A 22,132-nucleotide genomic window follows, 5' to 3' on the forward strand; every position below is an offset into this window, starting at 1 on the left:
AGGCTCTTTTTTGGATTCAATAAACTACTTTTTTCAGCCCCTTAAGTTGCTAAAAAAATATTTAACAAAAGATGATATCTGCCAATTTTATAAATTATCTTAAAAATCATGGACTTGTGGTATAAAATTTCATAAATTGGGCACATGATACAATCGTATTCATGTCCTGTATTTTTCTATCAAGGCATGCCAGAGTGCCTCGATGATGATACGGTTTCACATTAGCTGCAACCGCAGTTATTTTTATTCCATAACTCTTATTGACGCTTGTCAATACTTTACTGTATTAATTCCTTTCAAATCGGTGTGTCGATAAGACGGATTCGGAATGAAGCGCAACAGCCGTACTACATGGTTCGTATACAACTGTGTATGTGCTATTGTGTGTATTATGAAATTTTCAATATGAACTTTTAATATCAAAAAAGATGATTAGTACGAAGGAGTCATTGAATATTGCAGAAATGATGCGTGCTTACGATTTTACGCCCGAAACAATACAAACCATTAATAACGAGGAACTTTTGCCTGTCGGTTTAGTTCGGCGTTTACAAAAATGTTATCCTCAGTATTCCCAATTTTCAAAACAAAAGGAACCACTTTTTATAGGAAAAACACATTACTCCGGATTAAACGGTTTTCGCGAAATTTTGCAGGTGCTAAAAGAAAATGGAGTAGAGATCGACAACATAAAGGAACGCGAGTTTTTTCTTGAAGTTTACCGTTTTATGGCTACCAAACATATTCTGAATACAATTGATTGGAGCAACTATAAAAATGATCCGAATTATTACCTCGTATTTCCGCAGCCTGATATGATTAACAAAGCGGATGTACAGAAATACCTGGACGCCGGCAGCGATGATGAACGACGAAAAGTTGTTGAAGCCTACCAGTTAAAAACCAATCCGCACGATGGGAAACAGAAACTAAACAAACCTTTCCTTTATAACGATGAGGGGCAGCTGGAAATTCTGGAAGGAAGCCAGCACAAATACCCGCCAATTAAACTGATTCTGGATGCCGGAACTCAAAACTGTTTTGCCTTTTGTACTTATTGTTTTCGTCATGCACAGGTTCGTGGCGACGAAGATATGTTTGTTCAGCGCGATATCAGCCAGGTGCACAACTACCTGAAGCAACACAAAGAAATTACCGACATTTTAATTACCGGAGGAGATGCAGGTTATATCTCTTACAGGCGTTTAAAAGAATACCTAACTCCTATTTTGGAAGATGAGGAACTTCTACATATCCGTACGCTACGGATCGGTTCACGAGCTATTACTTTTCATCCTGAACATTTGCTTACCGACCAGTTTAAAGAAATACTGGAACTGCTGAGAATGACCGTTGAAAATGGCATTCAGGTGGTTTGGATGTCGCATACATCAACCCCGCGGGAGCTGATGAATCCTGGGGCAGTCGCCGCCCTTCAGCGACTAAAAAAATACGGTATTAAAGTGAAGAGCCAAAGTCCGATTATGAACACCATTAGTTTGTATAAGGATGAAAATGGGAAAGTAGATGTGGATCGATCGGCACAAAACTGGATCGATTTAGGCAATATTATGGCAATGGTCGGAATTGGTTTCCATTCGATGTACTGCGCACGGCCAACGGGCGAGCATCATCATTTTACAACTCCATTGGCCGATATCACAAAAGTATTCAATAAGGTTTATCGTGGTTTGGCATCGATAAATCGTCCGTCGCGTTACATTACTATGACTTCCTCTGCAGGAAAAACTTCATTAATGGGAACAACTGAGATTAATGGTGAAAAAGTGTTTGTGCTCAAATTCAACGAAGCCAGGAACATGGAATGGATGGATCGCGTATATTTTGCTGAGTACCACGAGCAGGAAAATACGATAGAAAAGTTAAAGCCTTACAAGGCTGACAAGTATTTCTACGAAGATGAACTGGAAGAGATTGAGGGCAGATTGGAAGAAGCATTAAGAAAGGAATCGTTAAAAACGGTGAGTCATGATTAACAAGATCGTGAATTCGGCAAAAGAAGCGGTTGCCGGCATTTTCGACGGAGCAACCGTAATGATAAGTGGGTTTGGTGAAGCCGGTAGCCCGGTAGAATTGATTCATGCGCTGGTTGATCAGGGAGCAAAAAACCTGACCGTGGTGAGCAACAACGCCGGAAGCGGACATGTTGGTTTGGCAGCCCTTATCGAAAACCGGCAGGTTAAGAAGATCCTCTGCTCTTTTCCACGTACAGCAATTTCTGTTGTTTTTCCCGAGTTGTACCGGGCCGGCGAAATAGAATTGGAACTGGTGCCACAGGGAACCTTAGCCGAACGCATTCGTGCAGGCGGTGCTGGAGTTCCGGCATTCTATACGCCCACAACCGTAAATACTCCTTTGGCAGAAGGAAAAGAAATACGCGAGTTTGATGGCAAACAATATGTTATGGAAAAAGCCATTCAAGCTGATTTTGCTTTGGTGAAATGTGCAACGGCAGATAAATACGGCAACCTGATTTACAACAAAACAGCCCGCAATTTTGGGCCGGTAATGTGTATGGCAGCCAAAACAACAATTGCACAGACCAAAGAGGTGGTTGAACTTGGAAGTATTAATCCGGAACATGTAATAACACCGGGAATTTTTGTTAATCGTGTAGTGGAAATTTCCAATCCGGCAGATGAATCGAAACTGGTTGCAGAAAATGTAAAATACCATGGAATCAAACAATAAAATTACAGGTTGGAGCACTAGCGAAATGGCGCAAAAAGTTGCTATGGACATTCACGATGGTGCCTATGTAAATCTTGGGATCGGGATTCCCGAAATGGTGACCGGTTTTATACCCGAAGGTCGCGAAGTGATTTATCATACCGAAAATGGTTTGCTTGGAATGGGAAAGGTTGCCCAGAGTGGCAGTGAAGATCCGGAGTTAGTAAATGCCGGAAAAAAATATGTCACAGCCATTCCCGGAGCGGCCTATTTTCATCATGCCGACAGCTTTGCCATGATACGTGGCGGGCACATCGATATTTGTGTGCTTGGGGCTTACCAGGTTTCGGAAGAAGGAGATCTGGCCAATTGGTCTACCGGAAATCCAAACGATATTCCCGCAGTGGGTGGTGCCATGGATTTGGTCGCCGGAGTGAAAACCATTTTTGTTATTACAAAACACACGACTAAAACCGGCGCTTCAAAAATTGTAAAATCCTGTACCTATCCACTTACCGGAAAGAATGTAGTTAGCAGAATTTATACGAACCTAAGTATTCTGGATGTAGTGGATAAAAAGTTGTTTGTCAGGAAACTGGCGCCGGGTGTAAGTTTTGAGTACCTGCAACAGCAAACCGAGGCAACTTTAAATCAATAGTAAAGCAAGGGCGATGTCACAAAAATTAAGCAATAGCGAAAAATTATACCGGCAGGCACAAAAAGTACTTTCCGGGGGAGTGAGCAGAAATACTGTTTTCAGACAGCCTTATCCGAATTATGCCAACACAGCTTCAGGGTGTTATATAACCGATATTGAAGGTACAGTACGAACCGACTTTGCCAATAACATGGCTGCTTTGATTCATGGGCATTCATTTCCACCCATTGTTGATGCCGTGATCAGCCAGCTAAAAAAAGGTACGGCTTACACGCTGGCATCGGAGATTGAGCTTTCGTTTGCCAAACACCTTATAAAAAGGGTACAAAGTTTTGAGCGTATACGTTTTGTAAACTCCGGAACCGAGGCAGTCATGGCTATGATAAAAGCCTCAAGAGCTTACACCGGAAGGGCAAAAATTGCCAAAGCCGAAGGTTCTTATCATGGTACCTACGATTTTGCAGAAGTAAGTCAAACTGCAAACCCCTCGAATTGGGGAAATATCGATAACCCAAGCAGTGTTCCGCTGGCTCATGGTACGCCACCGTGTGTCTCTAACGATGTGGTGATTTATCCGTATAATGATGTAGAACGAACATTGGCAATTCTGGATAAACAAGCAGCAGATATTGCTTGCGTTATCATTGATCCGGTGCCGCATCGTGTTGGTATGGTGCCGGGTAATCAGGAGTTTGTGGAGGCGGTTTACAACTGGACTCGCGAAAATGGCGCTCTTATGGTTTTTGATGAAGTGATCACTTTTCGGGTGAAATACGGTGGAGCTCAGGAGAATTATAAAGTTAGCCCCGATCTTACATCATTGGGAAAAATTATCGGCGGAGGGTTTCCCGTTGGTGCAGTAGCCGGAAGAGAGGAAGTAATGAAAGTATTCGATCCGCATGAAAAAAATCTTCTGTTGCCACACTCCGGAACCTTTTCTGCCAATCCGATAACGATGACAGCCGGTTATACGGCTATGCAATATTTTGATAAAAAAGCGGTAACAAAACTGAACAGGATAACAGACGGTGCCATAGGTCAGATTCGCGAGGTAATAAAACTACTGGATATTCCGGTTTCTATTACCGGCGCTGGCTCCATGTTTCGGATGCATTTACGGCCAACACCACCTAATACTTATCGCGAAGCCTATGAAAATCAGGAGGTAAAAAAATTGATAAACGAGTTGCTCGATTATATGTATTACAAGGAGAATATCCTGATGATCAATACTTTTTCGTGTATGCTTTCAACTGTGATGACACAAAAAGAAATCGATCAGTTGACGGAAGGATTGTATCGGGCTTTTAAAGCGTTAAAACCTAAAATTGAAAAACTAAACAAGATATAGCTATGAATGAAGTTTTTATTTGCGATGCAATACGTACACCGATTGGGAGATATGGAGGGGCTTTGTCATCAGTAAGAGCCGATGATTTAGCGGCCATTCCCATAAAAACTTTGCTGGAGCGTAACGATCAGATCGATCCGGCAGCTTTTGATGATGTGCTAATGGGATGTGCCAACCAGGCCGGAGAAGACAACCGAAACGTTGCACGAATGGCCTTGCTTTTGGCTGGAATGCCTGAATCGGTTCCGGGGGTAACAGTCAACCGTTTGTGTTCTTCAGGAATGGAAGCCATTGGAATGGCAGCGCGGGCTATAAAAGCCGGTGAGGCAGAGCTGATGATTGCCGGCGGCGCTGAAAATATGTCGCGATCGCCATTGGTAATGCCTAAAGCTACACAGGCTTTTTCCCGTAATGCTGAAATATATGACTCCACCATTGGTTGGCGTTTTGTGAACGACAAGTTTCAGGAGAAATATGGAACAGACCCGCTTATTTGCACCGCAGAAAATCTGGCCGATGAATTTAAGATCAGTCGCGAAGATCAGGATCGATTTGCACACAATAGTCAGTTAAAAACGGCTGAAGCCCAGCAAAACGGAGCACTTGTACGTGAAATAATTCCAGTTTCTATTCCTCAACGGAAAGGAGCCCCGATACTAATTGAAAAGGATGAACACCCACGATTGACATCGCTTGAAAAGCTGGCCTCCTTAAAATTGGTTTACGGAGAAGGAACCACGGTAACTGCCGGCAATGCCTCGGGAATTAATGACGGTGCAGCGGCTGTAATTGTAGCTTCGGAAGCGGCAGTTAAGAAGTTTAATCTAACTCCGAAAGCCAAAATTCTGGGTACTCAGGCTGCCGGTGTGCCACCACGTACTATGGGAATCGGACCGGTACCGGCCACCAACAAGCTTTTGAAACGGCTGGGAATGAGTCTGGACCAAATGGATATCATCGAATTGAATGAAGCATTCGCAGCACAATCGCTGGCCTGTATTCGCGAGTTTGGAATGGCAGACGACGATCCACGACTAAATCCATTAGGCGGAGCAATTGCACTAGGACACCCGCTGGGAATGTCGGGTGCACGTTTGGTTACAACAGCCTTGTATCAGCTGCAAAATTCAAACTCAAAATATGCACTTTGTACCATGTGTGTTGGTGTTGGACAAGGGGTTTCAATGGTTTTGGAGAAGGTGTAGGTTGCTTCACCTCCTATGTCGGTTGCCAATGACAGATTTTAATAAGTCGTTAAATATGAGTAAAATACCACTTTATGCATTATTGTCATTTCGACGAAGAATGAGGAGAAATCTTTCACAAAAGGAACAGATTTCTCATTCGTTTCCCTCATTCGAAATGACACCCCTGCATAATCTGTCATTACCTAATTATGGCAAAAACAAAATTTTGGTGGACTCTCGCAATGACGGATTGAGTTGAGTCAAGGATGCTACCAGAGAAGTTGTCATTGCGATGGAGGAGGAGCGACGACTGAAGCAATCTTGAAAATTGATTTAGATAATTATAAACAACTAAAAATAAAGACAATGAAAATTGACATCTCTAAAGAATTAAAACAATTAGGAATCAGTGAAGTAAATAATGGAGTTTGCACTGGAGTGGAATGGAAAACAACCTCTGGCGCTATTGTCGAATCGTTTTCTTCATCTGATGGAGAATTGATTGCAACAGTGAATCAGGCAACTGCTGCCGATTACCACGAGGTTGTGGGAAAAGCTAAAGATGCTTTTAAGGTGTGGCGCATGGTGCCGGCTCCTAAACGTGGAGAGCTAGTACGCCAGATCGGCCTGGAACTTCGAAAATATAAGGAGCCGCTTGGTAAATTGGTTTCGTACGAAATGGGTAAAATTTACCAGGAAGGCCTGGGTGAGGTTCAGGAAATGATCGATATCTGTGATTTTGCCGTTGGTCAGTCGCGTCAGCTTTATGGTTTTACCATGCATTCGGAACGAGAAAAACACCGTATGTACGATCAGTATCATCCACTGGGAATTGTGGGGGTGGTTTCGGCCTTTAACTTCCCGGTTGCTGTTTGGGCGTGGAACGCAATGATTGCAATGGTGGCCGGCGATGTGGTAATCTGGAAACCTTCATCAAAAGTATTTCTGTGTGCTATTGCGGTTCACAATATCGTGGCAAAAGTTTTAAAAGAAAATGATGTTCAGGAGGGTGTTCTGAATTTGGTTGCAGCAGGTTCGCGCGAATTGGGCGATGAGTTTTTTAGCGATAAAAATATTCCGTTGGTATCGTTTACAGGCTCAACAAAAATTGGTAAAAAAGTTGGCGGACTTGTTGGTCAGCGACTTGGGAAAACCATTTTGGAACTCGGCGGAAACAATGCCATCATAATTACTCCTGAAGCCGATCTTGAAATGGCACTTCGTGCAGTTGTATTTGGAGCTGTGGGTACTTGCGGCCAGCGTTGTACTTCTACGCGCCGGATTATTGTTCACGATTCGGTTTATGAAGAGTTTAAAAATCGTCTGATTGCCATTTACGAGCAGTTACCCATTGGCCACGCTTTGGATGAAAATACACTGGTTGGTCCGCTGGTTGATCGTTGGGCTGTTGACACCTACCTGGCCGCCATCGAAAAAGTAAAAGCTGAAGGTGGAACTATTCTGATCGGTGGAGAAGTGCTGTCAGGAGAAGGATTTGAATCAGGTTGTTTTGTAACACCATGTATTGCCGAAGTGGAGAATCACTATGAAATTGTTCAGGACGAAACATTTGCACCATTGCTATATATGGTTCGCTATTCGGGATTAAATGAAGCTATTCGTTTGCACAACGATGTGCCGCAAGGATTGTCGTCGGCCATTTTTTCAACGCACATGTTGGAAACCGAAAAATTCCTCTCACACGAAGGTTCCGATTGTGGAATTGCGAACGTAAATATTGGCACATCGGGTGCCGAAATTGGTGGTGCTTTTGGTGGCGAAAAGGAAACTGGAGGTGGTCGCGAGTCGGGTTCCGATGCATGGAAAGCCTACATGCGCAGACAAACAAATACCATAAATTACAGTACAGAGCTACCATTGGCTCAGGGAATTGAATTTAATGTCTAGTATAGCAGATGGTAATACCCTCACTTTAAGTGAGGGTATTACTAAATAAAAAAGTATGAAGAACATATTAATTTTTGGAGCGGGCAGATCGAGCGTATTTTTGCTGACTTACCTGGCCGAGCGTGCATTAAAATACCGATGGCACATTAAAGTTGTAGGTGCCGAAGAAAGCGATTTTGTAAAAAGGTTAAAATTGTCATTTTCAATTTTAAATGTCCGCGATGAGTTTGCCCGCGACCAGGAAGTACGCGAGGCAGATTTGGTGATTTCTATGTTGCCGGCACGCTTTCATAAACTGGTGATGCAGTCTTGTCTGAAATTCTCGAAAAGTTTGTTTACTGCTTCGTACGAAAGTAAAGAAATGCAGCTGGTTGAGGATGAAGTAAAAAGTAAAGGACTGCTGTTTTTAAACGAATGTGGTTTGGATCCCGGACTGGATCACATGTCGGCAATGCGCGTGATTAACCATATTAAGCAGGAAGGCCATAAACTGGAGGCTTTTGAATCGTTTACCGGCGGTTTGGTTGCACCCGAATCGGATGATAATCCGTGGCACTACAAGTTTAGCTGGAATCCTCGCAATGTGGTTTTGGCAGGGCAGGGTGGCCCGGCACAATTTATTCAGAAAGGAAAAGTGAAATACATTCCCTACAACCGTTTATTCCGTAGAACAGAACTCATTAAAATTGATGATTACGGCTGGTTTGAAGGTTATGCCAACCGCGATTCGTTGAGTTATATCGGGAAATATGGATTGCAGGAAGTGCCCACGGTTTATCGGGGAACCTTGCGTCGTCCTGGTTTTTGTAAGGCCTGGAATGTGTTTGTTCAGCTGGGTGCTACCAGCGACGATCATTTCATCGACAATGTTGAAGACATGACTTATCGGGAGTTTATCAACTCTTTTTTATATTATCATCCGGCTGATACAATTGATTTGAAACTATACCATTCGATGCAAATTTCCATGGATTCAGAGATCGTTCCAAAGTTGGAGTGGCTGGGTATTTTTGAGAAAAGAAAAATCGGCTTAAAACGTGCCACACCGGCTCAGGTGATGGAAAAATTACTTTCGGAGAAATGGCAGTTGATGCCCGATGATAAAGACATGATAGTAATGTGGCACAAATTTGAATACCTCGATCGGAACACAAAGGAGAAGGTGGAGAAGAACAGCTCGCTGGTGGTTATCGGCGAGTCGGGAGAAAAAACGGCTATGGCAAAAACAGTGGGTTTACCGCTTGCAGTTGCTGCCAAGTTGTTTCTTACTAAAAAACTTAACCAGAGTGGAATTTGTATTCCAACTCAACCGGAAATTTATGAACCGATTTTGGACGAGCTGGAAAAATTTGGAATAAAATTCACAGAGACGGAGAAACGATTGGTAGTAAAACAAGATTCCGAATAAGAGACAAAATATTTCCTCATTTTATCAATCTCAGAACCGATAAAACGGCACAGTGGTCGGAAGCAATTTCATCGCAAATAACTTTGGTTTCTATCACTTGCCACTTATCTGAAGGCCTGAAAAAGATATAGTCTATTTTTATTTCCGGATCGTTGGAAGGATAAGTTAAAGCTCCTTCTGTATCGCTCGCTGTCCAATATTTTTTTAGCATTGAAATTGGTTCGCTGTTGGGCGTGGCATTTAAGTCGCCGGCTAAAATTGACGGATACTTGCAAGAAGCAAAAGTTTCATTGATCGTTTTTACCTGGTCAATTCTGTCTGTGCTGGTTTCCTGGTGCTCCAAATGCGTGCCTATAAAACTGATGGTATCGCCCGATTCCAGTTGCACCAGCACCTGTAGTGCTGTGCGGGGTTCATTTTCCGGCGAATGGGGAAGTGGAACATTACGGCTCGTCAGGATCGGCATTTTTGTCAATATTCCTTCTCCGTATCCTCCACCATCATAGGGCATTGCAATACCAAATAGTGGTGCCATTTTTGTCCTCCAACCAAGCTCCGTTACCAGGTCGTATTTTCGGGCACGATTGGTTTTAAAATCCACTTCCTGCATCGCTACGAGGTCGGGATTTGTATTTTGAATTACCGAGGCAATTTTATCCAGATCGAAATCATCTTTGGCAGTAGCGCCGTGCAGAATATTGAAAGTTAATACACGAACGGTGATGTTTTCATCATTGTTGTTCTGCCCGTAAATTGTGCTAAAAGTTAGTATAGAAATAAGTACGCAAAGTAGCCGTTTTGTCCTTTTCATCGATCATTATTTAGATAGGTGAAGGTAGATTAAATTTTTGAAATTGCATTTTTAAATTAACTTTGATAGCAAACAAACTTTACCTAATATGATGACCAACAAGATCAACTTTTCCGCACTTATTTTTCTATTTATGGTGTTCGTGTCGTGCCAGAGTGAGCAACAAAACTGGACACATTTTCGTGGTTCGAATATGGATGGACATGCCAATGTTGAAACTGCCCCGCTGCACTGGAGCGATACTGAAAATGTTGTTTGGGAAGTGCCGGTGAATGGTCTGGGCTGGTCGTCGCCGGTGGTTTACGGAAACCAGGTTTGGGTAACTTCGGCCGAAAAAGAAGGGACAGCTTTTTATGCACTTTGTTTCGATTTGGAAACAGGGAAGCTGCTGAACGAACAAACAGTATTTACGGCAGAAGATCCGCAACGAATTCATGGAACCAACTCCTACGCTACACCAACTCCATGCATCGAAAATGGGCGGGTTTATGTGCATTACGGAAGTTTCGGAACAGCCTGTATCAACACCAAAAATTTTGAAGTAATCTGGCAACGCAACGATATGCCATGCGATCATATGCAGGGACCAGCATCATCACCAATTCTTTACAAGGATATGTTGATTGTGCATTTGGAAGGAACCGAAGATCCATACGTGGTAGCTCTAGATAAAAAAACAGGTGAAACAATATGGAAAAGTGTTCGCCCAAAAGAAATATACGATCCTTTGGAGCCGGTTTATCGCAAGTCGTATCAAACGCCAATTGTGGTGAATGTAGACGGGCAGGATTTGCTGATAAGTAATTCTGCTTTTATGTGTTTTGCCCACGATGTAAATACCGGCGAGGTGGTTTGGACTTTTGAGTATGGCTATGATTCTACCGTTAGTCAGCCGCTTTTTTACAATGGTTTGGTGTTTGTAAATTCAGGCTGGATCTTTCTTGATGGGAGACCGAGTTTTACCCGCCAGTTTGCCATCGATCCAACAGGGGAGGGCGATGTAACCGAATCGCATCAGGTATGGATGTACGAAGATGAGGTGCCGCAAATTCCAACTCCTGTTATTGTTGATGGGCTTATGTACATGGTGCACGACCGTGGAATGGTTACTTGTTTGGATGCCATGACCGGCGAGGAAGTTTGGAAGGAAAGACTAAAAGGCAATTTTAATGCATCGCCTATTTATGCGGGTGGAAATATTTATTTTATTAATGTAAAAGGTTATTGTACGATTGTAAAACCCGGCGATTCGTTTAATAAAGTTGCCGAAAACGATATCAATGAAACTGTAAAAGCAGTGCCGGTATTTGTGGGCGACAAAATGCTTTTACGAACACAAAAGCACCTTTTTTTATTCAAATAAAAGATTTTTTTATAAAAAAGGCTTCCGAATTGGCCCGAAATAGGGAGTAATTACTCCGTGCTGTTGAAAAATGCAACACCTGTTGAAAAATACAACATTCACATAACGTGCACTGAATCAGTCTAAAAAGTCATTTAATAAAAAAACTGTTTAAAAATTCAACACTTTGTTTTGTCGGAAATGTTGCAAAAATGGCACCTAATGTACTGTATGTGAGCGCATTGAATTGTTTGGTATCAAAGTTGATTTAAGCGTTTTTAGCTGGAAAAGAATCCGTAAAGGGATTCAAAGCCTTGCAAAAAACCTATAAAATAAATTCAACAATGAGAACCAAGATTTTAATAACCGTAGTGCAGCTCCTGCTAATAGTTGGCGGTGCGAGAAGCCAAAACGCCGGAAATCCGGTGATGAACGAACCTGTAAAAATTTTCACAACGCCTGAAATGCGAAACCTTACCGAAGGATGGATAACAGCATACCGGGAGATCAACACCGACTTTAATTATGAACTTACACCAATCAGTTTTGCCGAAATCAATAAAATAAAAGGTGAACAATCGGTTGGCATTGTAATGCAGCAACCTGGTGCTAAACCTTCTGCGGGAGGGATGTGGCAAGTAACGCTTGGCCGTGAAGTGATTGTTACTGTTTTTAACGGCGAAAATCCATTTGCTAAAGAATTGGCTAAAACAGGTATTTCGGCCAAGGAACTGGCAGCAATTCTGAAAAATTCGAAAGCCCAAAACCGAGGCTCAATTGCGGGGTATGAAAACCGCCAAGGCCTTAACTTTTATGTTTTAGATGAACCCGAAGTTAAGCATTCAGTAGCAAAGTTTCTGGAAGTCGACGCTGGCGAGGTCAATTCTGTGGAAGCACTTTCGCAGGATAATTTTCTGACAGCTGTAAAAAATGATAAAAATGCTATTGGATTTTGCAGGTTGTCGTCGATTGTTGATGCTGACCAGCAACGTTTTGCCGAAAATATCCGGCTTCTTCCAATCGATCGTAACCAAAACGGGCGCTTGGATTATTTTGAAAATATTTACACCAATTCGGACCAGTTTGTGCGTGCGGTGTGGATTGGGAAATATCCGCATTCAATGATTTATAATATTTATGCTGTTTCTTCTGCTTTTCCCGAAAACGCCGAGATTAATAATTTTTTGAGCTGGATAAGCTCTGCGGGGCAGGCATTTGTTGAGCAAAACGGATATACAGAATTGGTATATGCGGAAAAACAGTCGAACCTGAAAAAGTTGACTCCTCCCGTTTTGATGGCACAGGTAGAAACAACAAACTCTACAAGATCATCCGTATTACTTATAGTTATTGCAGCCGTTTTAGGGCTTATTTTGGTGTTTGCTGTTATTCGCTTTTTTATTCGAATGCGGAAGGTGAAAGCTCCGTTACTGAATAAAACAAGGTATGTGAAAACCTTAAATGAAGCATCGCTTGCTTTTCCAAACGGTCTGTATTTTGATAAATCGCATACATGGGTTTTTATGGAGGAAGGAGGCAGGGTAAGAATGGGGATTGATGATTTTATTTCTAATGTTACCGGCGATTATACCCGACTGATCATGAAAAATCCGGGCGAAAAAATAAAACGAATGGAACCGTTAGTGACCTTGATCAGAAAAGGAAAACAAATTACGTTGAATTCTCCTGTTTCTGGTACTGTAAAAGAAATAAACGAAAGTCTGGTAGCCGATCCGTTTCTCATCAATAATGAGCCGTATGGAGAAGGTTGGGTTTATAAAATAGAGCCTTCGAACTGGTTAAGAGAAACACAATTCTTTAAAATGGGCAGTAGCTATCGGGAGTGGATTACTGGAGAATTCAGCCGCCTGAAGGATTTTTTGGCCTGTTCGCTTCATATCATGAATATGGAAGAGGGAAAACCGGCCTTTCAGGAAGGAGGAGAACTTATGCGTCATCCATTAAAAGATCTGGATCCAAAAGTATGGGAAGATTTTCAGAATTACTTTATCAATGTAGCTGACGCGCATTAGTACTAAATATCCATTTAAATTAACGAACCATGAGTATAAACAGAAGAAGTTTCTTCAAAGTGCTTGGAGTAACCGGGGCAACCTTTGCTTTTGGAAAAGAAGCGCAGGCAAAGACCTCCAACGAAGATGTGACAGAATTCAAAGCCGTTCTTTACGATTCAACCCGTTGTATGGGCTGCCAGTCCTGCGAGTTTGCCTGTGCCGAAGCACACGGGCTCCCTATGCCTGAAGATTACCCTGAAGCCGGGGTATTGCGAAAAACCGACGAAACAAGGCGAACAGTGGTAAATGCGTATGAAACGCCGCAAGGCGAGGTATATGTAAAACGCCAGTGCATGCATTGTAACCAACCGGCCTGCGATGCCGCTTGTTTAACACAAGCTATGCACAAAACAACACAGGGCCCTGTAATTTGGCGCGAAAAAAAATGCATGGGTTGCCGCTATTGTATGGTGTCGTGTCCTTTTGATATGCCAAAGTTTGAATACAACAGCCCTAACCCGAAAATAACAAAATGCGACATGTGTTTCGATCGCCAGCAAGAAGGTAAGTTGCCTACTTGTGTTGAAAACTGTCCGGCTGAGGCGCTGGTTTTTGGTACACGACGCGAATTAATTTCCGAGGCTCACCGAAGGATTAGTGAAAATCCGGATGCCTATTATAACCATATTTACGGGGAGACCGAAGCCGGAGGAACTTCATTTCTGTACCTGTCGCCGGTACCTTTCGAAGAACTTGGATTTAATACCAATGTGCAGAATTCATCATACCCTGCACTTACCAAGGGATTTTTATATAGTGTGCCTGCTGTTTTTGTACTTGTTCCTTCGCTACTTCTGGGCCTCAATAAAGCAACAAATTCAAACCTAAATAAAAACGAAGATCATGACTAGTCCTACATTTCCGCTAAAAAAAGAAAAGAAGCCCGTTTGGCGCTTTTTAGTAGATGAATTGAAACCTAGAGGTAAATGGTTAACACCTTTTAATATTATTTCAATTCCGGTAATTCTCGTTGGGCTGGCCATTATAGTGTACCGGTTTATTAACGGCATTGGAGCCGTATCTAATGTTACCCAGGAAATTCCATGGGGACTGTGGAAAGGATTTAATGTAATTACAGGTGTGGCCTTTGCAGGTGGTGCATATGTTCTCACTTTTGTAGTGTACGTTATGCGTGTTCAAAAATTTCATTCCATTGTGCGTGTAACGGTGTTAAATGGTTTTCTGGCCTATGTTTTCTATGCCGGCGCGTTAGTGCTCGATTTGGGAAAACCGTGGAACATTTTTAATCCGATAATTGGAAATAATTTTGGTGCCAACTCCGTACTATTTTTAGTAGCCTGGCATTTTTTGCTGTACATCGTCGCCCAGCTAATTGAGTTTTCGCCTGCCATTGCCGAGTGGCTGGGGGCACGCCGCATTCATAAAATTCTATCGGGCTTAACGCTGGGTGCGGTTATTTTTGGGATTACCTTGTCGACCCTCCACCAGTCGGGTCTTGGAGCACTTTTTTTAATGGCTAAAGAAAAAATTCATCCATTGTGGTATTCCGAATTTATTCCACTGTTGTTTCTTGTTTCCAGTGTTTTTGCAGGTCTTTCAATGGTAATATTCGAGGGGTCGATCAGTGGCAGAGTCTTTAGCGATCAGATTACCGAAAAAGACAAAAAGAACAGGAGAGAAATTGTGCTGAGCCTTTCACGAATTTGTGGATTCAGCATGTTTATTTACCTGTTTTTGCAGGTACTTGTCTTTGTTCACGGTCACCGATGGGCATACTTAAATTCGCCGATGGGTTACTGGTTTTTGCTCGAAATGCTTGGTTTTGTAGTGTTGCCCATGCTCTTTTTTATTCAAAGTTTCAGGGCCTCAAGCATTACCTGGGCACGGGTCGCTGCAGTTATTACTATGGTGGGAATTGTATTGAACCGGCTAAACGTATCAATCGTTGCATTTCGTTGGGATTCAGCGGCACATTACGTTCCATCGTGGATGGAAATTGTAGTTTCGTTTACCATAATATTTATAGAAATTTGGATTTTTAGATGGATAATTACCCGCATGCCTGTGTTGCGCGAATCGCCTTCGTGGGCTAAAAGCAACCATAATTAAATCCTATAATAATATTTAAAACTCGTTAAAATGGAAGCATATACTTATTCAAACATATTTGAAACTAAAGGGATTGAATACATCATTGTTATTACATTTCTTTTAGTGCTAATCCCATTCTGGTTATTTGTCAGTAAGAAGCATAAAACTGTACAGTTTATCCGGCAAGGAATACGGGTACTTACAGCAAATTTGCTGCGCATACCTGAAGGCCTGTTTTTTAGCCGCAACCATACCTGGCTTTATCTCGAGAAATCGGGGCAGGCAAAAGTGGGTATCGACGATTTTCTGCAAAATGTACTTGGAGAAATAAGTGTACTACCGGTAAAGACTACCGGCGACACAGTAAAAAAGGGAGAGTTGCTGGCGTTCGTAGAACAAGGTGGAAAACAGCTGCACATTAAATCGCCTTTGTCGGGGCAGGTTGCCAGCATAAATACTATGCTTATTGAAAACAACGGTGAACTGTCGGGAGACGATGTTGAAGATGACTGGCTGTATTCAATTGTACCGCGAAACTGGCAAGCTGAAACAGCAGGTTTTTTGCTGGGCGCCGAAGCCAAGGGGTGGTTCTCAGATGAAATTACCCGTTTAAAGGATTTTTTGGGCCGAAGCCTGGCTACCAGTTCAGGTGGTGCGCAACCGGCGGTTGTCTTCCAGGAAGGAGGTGAGTTGCAGCCAAACCCGCTTGCGGATCTTGATGCCAGTGTTTGGGACGAATTTGAAAAGGAGTTTTTAAACTAATCGGGCGAAAAAAGCAGCTTCTTGTTAACCCCCTTGTTCTTTTTCGTAACTTGTGGTGCCTTAAAAAAACGCCAATTTACTGACTTGTGATGAAAGAAAATTACGCCAAAAGCCATACTTCGAATAAACGCAAAAATTCCTTTCTTTTATTCTTAAAACGATATTTCAGCTTTCGTTCGTCCATTTATGCCCGGGTGGTCTATATTATTGGTATTCTGGCCGTTTTCCTTTTTATTTCATACGGTATTATCTTTAAAGCAGTTTATGAAAATTACCTGCAAGACGTTATCCGCCAGAGGGGCGATAATATCGGATCAATTGTTGAAGGTTCGCTCTACTATTCAATGTTGAAAAACGATAAAAGCGCCCTGCAAAGCACACTCGATATTATAAATACCATGCCTGGTATCGATGAGGTGAATATGTACAATAATCGTGACAGCTTGGTGTATTCAACTTATGTGGAGTCTGACTTGCCCGATAATGCCAGTCCAAATTGTGTGGTGTGCCACAGTAATTTCTCCGAGATGTTCCCGGCCAAGCAAAAAGTTTACCGCATAATCGACTTGGAAAGCGCCTGCAAAATGAACCAACCCGATATGGAGCACCGGCAACTTTTGGTACGGACACCCATCGTTAACGAACGCTCGTGTTATGTAAGCGAATGCCATGCGCACAGTGCCGACGAAGAAATACTGGGGTCGCTCATCATAAAAGTACCCTTGTCGGAGCTCGATTCGGCTGTTAACAAATCGTCGGCCGAGTTTTTTCTATTAGCAATTGTAGTAACAATTCTCCTTGTTTCATTGCTGCTGTTTTTTACACGTAATAAAATTCGGCGGCCTTTAAACGAAATAATCACAGCAAGCGAGGCCGTATCGAAAGGGGATAGGAGCCGCCGGCTGGAAATTAAACCGCATTTGTTGGAAGACATGCGTTCGGTATCCCTGGCATTTAACAACATGCTCGACAACCTGGATGCCGCCAACCGCGAACTTGAAAACTGGTCGCATCAGTTGGAGTACAAGGTGCAACTAAAATCGGAAGAGCTCGCTGGAATTCAAAACGAACTGATACATATTGAGCGTATTACCTCGTTGGGAAAATTGTCCTCATCGGTGGCTCACGAGATCAATAATCCGCTTTCAGGAATTCTTACTTACAGTAAATTGGTGGCCAAAAAACTGGCTAAGCTCGATATGCCCGAAACGTCAAAAGAGCCAATGTTGAAATACCTGAAGGTGATTGAAACAGAATCGAAACGTTGCGGCAATATTGTAAAAGGACTGTTGGATTTTTCGCGAAAAGACCAGGAGAACTTTGAGCAACATTCGCTGAATCATATTCTTAAAGAATCACACAGTTTAATGGCACACCAGATGCACATAGCCGGCATTAATTTTTATACTGATTTTTCAGCCACATCGGATTTAATTCGTTGTAATGATAACCAGATAAAGCAAGTGTGTGTGGCCTTGCTGGTAAATGCACAGGAAGCGATTGCCACGAACGGCGAAGTATTGATTAAAACATCGAATCCGGATGCGGAACACATAAAAATGGATATTGTAGACAACGGAGTGGGAATAGCCACGGAAGATATTTCACGTATTTTTCAACCGTTTTATTCTGCCAAACAAAAAGCCAGTGGAATCGGATTAGGATTGGCTATCGTTCACGGGATTGTGGAAAGCCATAAAGGAAAAATCGAGGTGGTTTCAGAACCCGGAAAAGGAACTACCATGTCGGTTGTATTTAATTTGATAATAAAAGAAGATCAATAATATGAAGACAAGCATTTCCATACTTATAGTTGATGATGAAGAATCGGTTCGTGATTCGCTCTGTAACTGGTTTCTAGAGGATGGATACGAAGTAGATAGTGCCGGCAATGCTAAAGAAGCGCTTGCAAAACTGCAGTCGGAAAATTTTGACATTATTCTGGCGGATATTAAAATGCCCGGGATGGACGGATTGGAGATGCACCGGCGGATTAAAGAACTCGATAGCTCGGCTATTGTTATTGTGATGACGGCTTTTGCATCGGTTGAAACTGCTGTTCAAGCCCTAAAAGATGGAGCTTTTGATTACATCACCAAACCGTTTGATCCGGATGATCTTTCACATCTAATCCGCAATGCTGCCCGTCAGATCTCGTTGAGTAGTGAAAATGAGACGCTTAAAACTAAGATTGTTACGCTGGAGAATATTGAAGATATTGTTGGCAACAGCGATGGTATGATTAAGGTGCTAAAGGAAGTGGAAAATGTAGCAGTATCAAGCTCATCAGTAATAATTACAGGTGAAAGTGGAACAGGAAAAGAGTTAATTGCACGCGCTATTCATTCCAATTCGCCGCGTAAGTTTTTTCCAATGGTAACAGTTCATTGCGGTGCTTTGTCGGAAGATTTGTTGGAGAGTGAGTTGTTCGGACACGAAAAAGGTGCTTTTACAGGGGCGATGTTTAACCGCAAAGGGCGTTTTGAAATGGCCGATGGCGGTACCATTTTTTTGGATGAGATAGCTACAATTTCAATGAAAATGCAGGTTGAACTTTTGCGGGTGCTCGAATCAAAAACCTTTACCAGGGTTGGCGGGAACAAAGAGATAAAATCAGATTTCAGAATTATTTGTGCAACAAACAAAGACCTTAAGAAAATGGTTGCCGAAGGTTCTTTCCGCGAGGATTTATATTACAGACTAAATGTGGTTAACATTACCATTCCTCCGCTACGTGATAGAAAGGAAGACATTTCGACACTGGTAAATTATTTTATCAAAAAATACTGTACCTCCATGAGCCGCGATTTGATTACCATCGGACAGGCAGCGTTGCAACGACTCGAAGAATATCATTTCCCCGGGAATGTTCGTGAGCTGGAAAATATGATCGAACGTGCCATTGTGGTGGGAAACGGAAAGGAGATTAGATTAAAAGATTTGCCTTTGGAAACCGATATGGTTAGCTATTCGAACGACAGTTTGAATGAACTGGAGAAAAAATACATTCAGAAAACATTGGAGAAATACGACTGGAATATTAGTCGCTCTGCCAAAGTGCTTCAGATCGACCGGGTAACGTTGTACAATAAAATAAAGAAACATCAGCTTAGTTCTCCAAAAAAATAATGATGCCGGGCTTTTATTACTACATGCAATAAGTTCGTTTGCGTAATATAAAACACTAACTTTTTGAAAGAAAAAGGGATAACACTTGTTGTTCAGGGCAAATTCGAGAAAAAGATCCTCGACCAAATTGCCCGGGATGTTGAAACGGCTTTTGGCTGGCCGGTTTCTGTTGTTCTTTTAACACATGCCATTCTTCCATGTTTTGATGCAACCAGAAAACAATACGATGCCAACTGTTTACTGGAACTCATACATAATCAATACTCGGCTAACTCAATCAAAACCATCGGGCTTTTCCATGTCGATCTTTTTATTCCCATTTTAACCTACATTTTTGGGCAGGCACAGTACAACGGAAGCACCGGAGTTGCCTCGGTGTATCGCTTAAGAAACGAACAATATGGTATGCCGGGAGATGAACAACTGCTTTACGAGCGATTCCAAAAAATAGTTATTCATGAACTCGGTCATGCGTTTGGGCTTGTTCATTGCCACGTGCCAATTTGTGTTATGCGCCCCGGAACTTATGTAGAAGACATTGACCAGAAAAAGCCGCAGTTTTGTAATAAATGCAGCAAACAGCTGGAGGCTGCGCTCTCTTCTTTCTGACTTGGAGGACTTGGTAGTAGGTTATTCTAATGAAATAAACAGTGAAAGTCTGCAAAGTACCGGCGTTTAGTTTCAGAAAGTTGTTGAAAATGATATTAATGAGACAGTAAAAGCTGTGCCGGTATTTGTTGGAGATAAAATGCTTTTACGAAGCGATAAGTTTTTGTATTTGATTCAGTAATATTATTCGGTATTAAAACAAAAAGGATGTCATCTATTCAATACGATGACATCCTTTTTGTTTTCCATATGTCAGCGTTGCTTTACATTCCCATGGCACTTCCGGCTATTTCTATAATTTGTTGAAATTGCTGGATATTCTGCAGGTCGAGTGTACCCGTAATATAAATGATCATGTTATTACTGACCAAGAGAAATTCATTCTCATTTTTACCATCTTTTTTATAAAATGATATTTTCGAATGTTGGTCCCTTTGCGTCATTAGCCGCGTGTAATCCTTCAAGTTTGCATTATCCATAACTATATTATAGAGTTCTTCGCCAAGCTCCCTGTGGTTGTTTCCTCCCGGCTGAATCATTTTTAGTTGATGAAGTTTGCTGATATAGTCCTTAAATTCGGGACTCATGTCTCTGGATTCTGACAGCATTTTAAACATGTCTTTGGTAACTTCAAAGTACGAAATGTCTTCGCGGCTGTCAATTAGTTTAAAGGCCTGGTCGATGCTTTTACTGCCATTTTGTGCCAGGCTGCAGAAACTAATGAGTAGAAAAAATAAGATGAATTTTGTTTTCATACGATTAAATTGTTTGTGAAAAAAGCATCGTATGGAATTCGCATTCCACAGCTGATGATTTCGATTGGTGCGATCCCACTTTTATGCTCATTTCATGATTAATTGATTTTAAGATCTTTAATTGGGTTGTCAAATTGAATATTTATGTTTTTCAATGACTGTACTTCGCTTAATGGAGCGTTGATTATTTTTGAGTATTCAAGATTGGCAAGACAGGTATTCATTTCTTTCGAGAAATGCCATAAAGCCAATTTGGTATTTTCTTCTATTTCAGATAGCTCATTCTCTGTCAATGTCAGCTGTTTTTCTTGGGTAGTGTGATTTAGACCAAAAAACAAAAGGCTCACCACCAGTAGGATCGAGGCTGCATAGGCAATCAAACGTTTTGTTTTTGTAAAGCGTTGTTTTTTATGCTGTTCTACTTTTTCGAATGGATTAAAATCCGGGACATCTGCATTTATCCGATCATTCAATTTTTGGTACGATTGGATAAAATCCTGTTCCACTGAATTTTCTTTGTCAATATTGCTGAGATCTTTCAGATTGAAATCTTTTTCAAGAAAGTGGTTTGTTTTATCATTACACATTGGCTAGTTCCTCCTTAAAAATTTCAAATAATTTTTTTCTTCCTCTCGAAACATGCACCCTGACGGTGTTTGTGTTTTGGCCCATAATCTCACTTATTTCATCATAGTCCAAGCCCTGAAAATCTTTTAATTCTATGGCCATTCGCTGTTGAACCGGTAGCTGATGTAATTCCTGTTTCAGCTTCTCTACAAAATCTATGGCATCAAATCGTGATTCTTCCAGCGATTCGTGAATGTTAGTCTGAAGGTAGTTTTGGTGGTGTTTTTGTTTTCGCAGTACATCGAAACAATGGTTTTTTATTGTGTTCAAACAATAGCTTTCAAGGTTTTGTGCTTTATCCATTAAACGTCTGTTTTTCCACAACTTTAGCACCACCTCCTGAACCGCATCCTGAGCTTCGTTGCTGTCTTTTAAAATGCTAATGGCAAACCTGAATAGTTTGTCTTTTTGTTGTATAATGAGTTTTTCAAAATCGCTGCTTGTCATCCTTTACGGGCTCTTGCTTTTTATGAATTACGATTGAGTTCAAATTTCATAACACGGCTAAGGTAAAAAAATGAAAGAATTGTACCGGTGCGCCGGAAATGGATGACACTCATCCTGTATTTTGGGAGATTTCAGTCCAATTCTGTTCGGTCCGCGTCATCAGCGTTCGATCCAACATTAAATTTCCATTCATTTCAGTACAACTATCATTTTATACATTAAAACTTTCTTACATTTGCGCGCCGATTCCGGAGAGAGTTTTTGAAATCATAAATAATTGATTAAAAACAAATAACGCGATTCGGTGTTGGTAAAAATGG

General features: G+C 41.7%; 19 protein-coding genes. 15 read left to right on the plus strand and 4 right to left on the minus strand.

The window, feature by feature from the left end; all coding sequences use genetic code 11:
• The first annotated feature begins 428 nt into the window (after positions 1–428).
• From G0Q07_RS07045 to G0Q07_RS07075, 7 genes are all read left to right on the plus strand, one after another.
• Entirely contained in the window at positions 429–1,997 is a 1,569-nt protein-coding gene (locus G0Q07_RS07045; protein WP_203532692.1) for a hypothetical protein, read from the plus strand.
• Entirely contained in the window at positions 1,990–2,712 is a 723-nt protein-coding gene (locus G0Q07_RS07050; RefSeq protein WP_203532693.1) for a 3-oxoacid CoA-transferase subunit A, read from the plus strand. The genes G0Q07_RS07045 and G0Q07_RS07050 overlap by 8 nt, the downstream gene beginning before the upstream one ends.
• Positions 2,696–3,349, plus strand: a complete 654-nt coding sequence (locus G0Q07_RS07055; protein WP_163345416.1) for a 3-oxoacid CoA-transferase subunit B — start codon at positions 2,696–2,698, stop codon at positions 3,347–3,349. The genes G0Q07_RS07050 and G0Q07_RS07055 overlap by 17 nt, the downstream gene beginning before the upstream one ends.
• 13 nt (positions 3,350–3,362) lie before the next feature.
• The gene (locus G0Q07_RS07060) at positions 3,363–4,700 is read left to right on the plus strand and encodes an aspartate aminotransferase family protein (RefSeq protein ID WP_163345417.1); all 1,338 of its coding nucleotides are present in this window, start codon (positions 3,363–3,365) and stop codon (positions 4,698–4,700) included.
• A gap of 2 nt (positions 4,701–4,702) precedes the next feature.
• The gene (gene pcaF, locus G0Q07_RS07065) at positions 4,703–5,905 is read left to right on the plus strand and encodes a 3-oxoadipyl-CoA thiolase (protein ID WP_163345418.1); all 1,203 of its coding nucleotides are present in this window, start codon (positions 4,703–4,705) and stop codon (positions 5,903–5,905) included.
• Between the two features lie 348 nt (positions 5,906–6,253).
• A complete protein-coding gene (amaB, locus tag G0Q07_RS07070) occupies positions 6,254–7,795 on the plus strand; it encodes an L-piperidine-6-carboxylate dehydrogenase (RefSeq protein ID WP_163345419.1) in 1,542 nt (513 codons plus the stop codon).
• Positions 7,796–7,850: 55 nt separating this feature from the next.
• A complete protein-coding gene (locus tag G0Q07_RS07075; RefSeq protein ID WP_163345420.1) occupies positions 7,851–9,203 on the plus strand; it encodes a saccharopine dehydrogenase C-terminal domain-containing protein in 1,353 nt (450 codons plus the stop codon).
• Positions 9,204–9,219: 16 nt separating this feature from the next.
• On the opposite strand, the gene G0Q07_RS07080 is transcribed toward G0Q07_RS07075, so the two are convergent.
• Positions 9,220–10,014, minus strand: coding sequence for an endonuclease/exonuclease/phosphatase family protein (locus tag G0Q07_RS07080; protein WP_163345421.1), 795 nt, complete (start codon positions 10,012–10,014; stop codon positions 9,220–9,222).
• Positions 10,015–10,102: 88 nt separating this feature from the next.
• Between G0Q07_RS07080 and G0Q07_RS07085 the strand changes: the two genes are divergently transcribed.
• The 8 genes from G0Q07_RS07085 (at position 10,103) to G0Q07_RS07120 (ending at position 19,983) form a co-directional block, all read left to right on the plus strand.
• Complete coding sequence (locus G0Q07_RS07085; protein ID WP_163345422.1) at positions 10,103–11,377, plus strand: outer membrane protein assembly factor BamB family protein; 1,275 nt, start codon at positions 10,103–10,105, stop codon at positions 11,375–11,377.
• A gap of 323 nt (positions 11,378–11,700) precedes the next feature.
• Positions 11,701–13,389, plus strand: coding sequence for a hypothetical protein (locus tag G0Q07_RS07090; protein WP_163345423.1), 1,689 nt, complete (start codon positions 11,701–11,703; stop codon positions 13,387–13,389).
• A gap of 29 nt (positions 13,390–13,418) precedes the next feature.
• Positions 13,419–14,282: a 4Fe-4S dicluster domain-containing protein gene (locus tag G0Q07_RS07095; RefSeq protein WP_163345424.1), complete on the plus strand. Its 864-nt coding sequence runs from the start codon at positions 13,419–13,421 to the stop codon at positions 14,280–14,282.
• Entirely contained in the window at positions 14,275–15,501 is a 1,227-nt protein-coding gene (nrfD, locus tag G0Q07_RS07100; protein WP_163345425.1) for an NrfD/PsrC family molybdoenzyme membrane anchor subunit, read from the plus strand. The genes G0Q07_RS07095 and nrfD overlap by 8 nt, the downstream gene beginning before the upstream one ends.
• 30 nt (positions 15,502–15,531) lie before the next feature.
• The gene (locus tag G0Q07_RS07105; RefSeq protein WP_163345426.1) at positions 15,532–16,245 is read left to right on the plus strand and encodes a glycine cleavage system protein H; all 714 of its coding nucleotides are present in this window, start codon (positions 15,532–15,534) and stop codon (positions 16,243–16,245) included.
• Between the two features lie 89 nt (positions 16,246–16,334).
• The gene (locus tag G0Q07_RS07110) at positions 16,335–18,029 is read left to right on the plus strand and encodes a HAMP domain-containing sensor histidine kinase (RefSeq protein WP_163345427.1); all 1,695 of its coding nucleotides are present in this window, start codon (positions 16,335–16,337) and stop codon (positions 18,027–18,029) included.
• A gap of 1 nt (position 18,030) precedes the next feature.
• The gene (locus G0Q07_RS07115; RefSeq protein WP_163345428.1) at positions 18,031–19,374 is read left to right on the plus strand and encodes a sigma-54-dependent transcriptional regulator; all 1,344 of its coding nucleotides are present in this window, start codon (positions 18,031–18,033) and stop codon (positions 19,372–19,374) included.
• Positions 19,375–19,437: 63 nt separating this feature from the next.
• On the plus strand, positions 19,438–19,983 hold the full coding sequence (locus G0Q07_RS07120) for an archaemetzincin family Zn-dependent metalloprotease (RefSeq protein WP_163345429.1): 546 nt from the start codon (positions 19,438–19,440) through the stop codon (positions 19,981–19,983).
• Positions 19,984–20,246: 263 nt separating this feature from the next.
• On the opposite strand, the gene G0Q07_RS07125 is transcribed toward G0Q07_RS07120, so the two are convergent.
• The 3 genes from G0Q07_RS07125 to G0Q07_RS07135 all read right to left on the minus strand — a co-directional run bounded on the left by G0Q07_RS07125 (position 20,247) and on the right by G0Q07_RS07135 (position 21,812).
• The gene (locus G0Q07_RS07125) at positions 20,247–20,738 is read right to left on the minus strand and encodes a DUF4252 domain-containing protein (protein ID WP_163345430.1); all 492 of its coding nucleotides are present in this window, start codon (positions 20,736–20,738) and stop codon (positions 20,247–20,249) included.
• 98 nt (positions 20,739–20,836) lie between these two features.
• Positions 20,837–21,211 (minus strand): hypothetical protein, encoded by a 375-nt coding sequence (locus G0Q07_RS07130; RefSeq protein WP_163345431.1) that lies wholly within the window; start codon positions 21,209–21,211, stop codon positions 20,837–20,839.
• A gap of 106 nt (positions 21,212–21,317) precedes the next feature.
• Positions 21,318–21,812, minus strand: coding sequence for an RNA polymerase sigma factor (locus G0Q07_RS07135; protein WP_163345432.1), 495 nt, complete (start codon positions 21,810–21,812; stop codon positions 21,318–21,320).
• Between the last annotated feature and the right edge of the window lie 320 nt (positions 21,813–22,132).

It is taken from the genome of Draconibacterium halophilum, assembly GCF_010448835.1.
In the GTDB taxonomy this organism is placed as follows: domain Bacteria; phylum Bacteroidota; class Bacteroidia; order Bacteroidales; family Prolixibacteraceae; genus Draconibacterium; species Draconibacterium halophilum.

Coding starts and splice junctions, on each gene's coding strand:
- amaB (WP_163345419.1), top strand. CDS start 6,254: ATGAAAATTGACATCTCTAAAGAATTAAAACAATTAGGAATCAGTGAA.
- G0Q07_RS07110 (WP_163345427.1), top strand. CDS start 16,335: ATGAAAGAAAATTACGCCAAAAGCCATACTTCGAATAAACGCAAAAAT.
- G0Q07_RS07080 (WP_163345421.1), bottom strand. CDS start 10,014: ATGAAAAGGACAAAACGGCTACTTTGCGTACTTATTTCTATACTAACT.
- G0Q07_RS07095 (WP_163345424.1), top strand. CDS start 13,419: ATGAGTATAAACAGAAGAAGTTTCTTCAAAGTGCTTGGAGTAACCGGG.
- G0Q07_RS07115 (WP_163345428.1), top strand. CDS start 18,031: ATGAAGACAAGCATTTCCATACTTATAGTTGATGATGAAGAATCGGTT.
- nrfD (WP_163345425.1), top strand. CDS start 14,275: ATGACTAGTCCTACATTTCCGCTAAAAAAAGAAAAGAAGCCCGTTTGG.
- G0Q07_RS07075 (WP_163345420.1), top strand. CDS start 7,851: ATGAAGAACATATTAATTTTTGGAGCGGGCAGATCGAGCGTATTTTTG.
- G0Q07_RS07125 (WP_163345430.1), bottom strand. CDS start 20,738: ATGAAAACAAAATTCATCTTATTTTTTCTACTCATTAGTTTCTGCAGC.
- G0Q07_RS07050 (WP_203532693.1), top strand. CDS start 1,990: ATGATTAACAAGATCGTGAATTCGGCAAAAGAAGCGGTTGCCGGCATT.
- G0Q07_RS07055 (WP_163345416.1), top strand. CDS start 2,696: ATGGAATCAAACAATAAAATTACAGGTTGGAGCACTAGCGAAATGGCG.
- G0Q07_RS07090 (WP_163345423.1), top strand. CDS start 11,701: ATGAGAACCAAGATTTTAATAACCGTAGTGCAGCTCCTGCTAATAGTT.
- G0Q07_RS07045 (WP_203532692.1), top strand. CDS start 429: ATGATTAGTACGAAGGAGTCATTGAATATTGCAGAAATGATGCGTGCT.
- G0Q07_RS07105 (WP_163345426.1), top strand. CDS start 15,532: ATGGAAGCATATACTTATTCAAACATATTTGAAACTAAAGGGATTGAA.
- G0Q07_RS07135 (WP_163345432.1), bottom strand. CDS start 21,812: ATGACAAGCAGCGATTTTGAAAAACTCATTATACAACAAAAAGACAAA.
- pcaF (WP_163345418.1), top strand. CDS start 4,703: ATGAATGAAGTTTTTATTTGCGATGCAATACGTACACCGATTGGGAGA.
- G0Q07_RS07085 (WP_163345422.1), top strand. CDS start 10,103: ATGATGACCAACAAGATCAACTTTTCCGCACTTATTTTTCTATTTATG.
- G0Q07_RS07060 (WP_163345417.1), top strand. CDS start 3,363: ATGTCACAAAAATTAAGCAATAGCGAAAAATTATACCGGCAGGCACAA.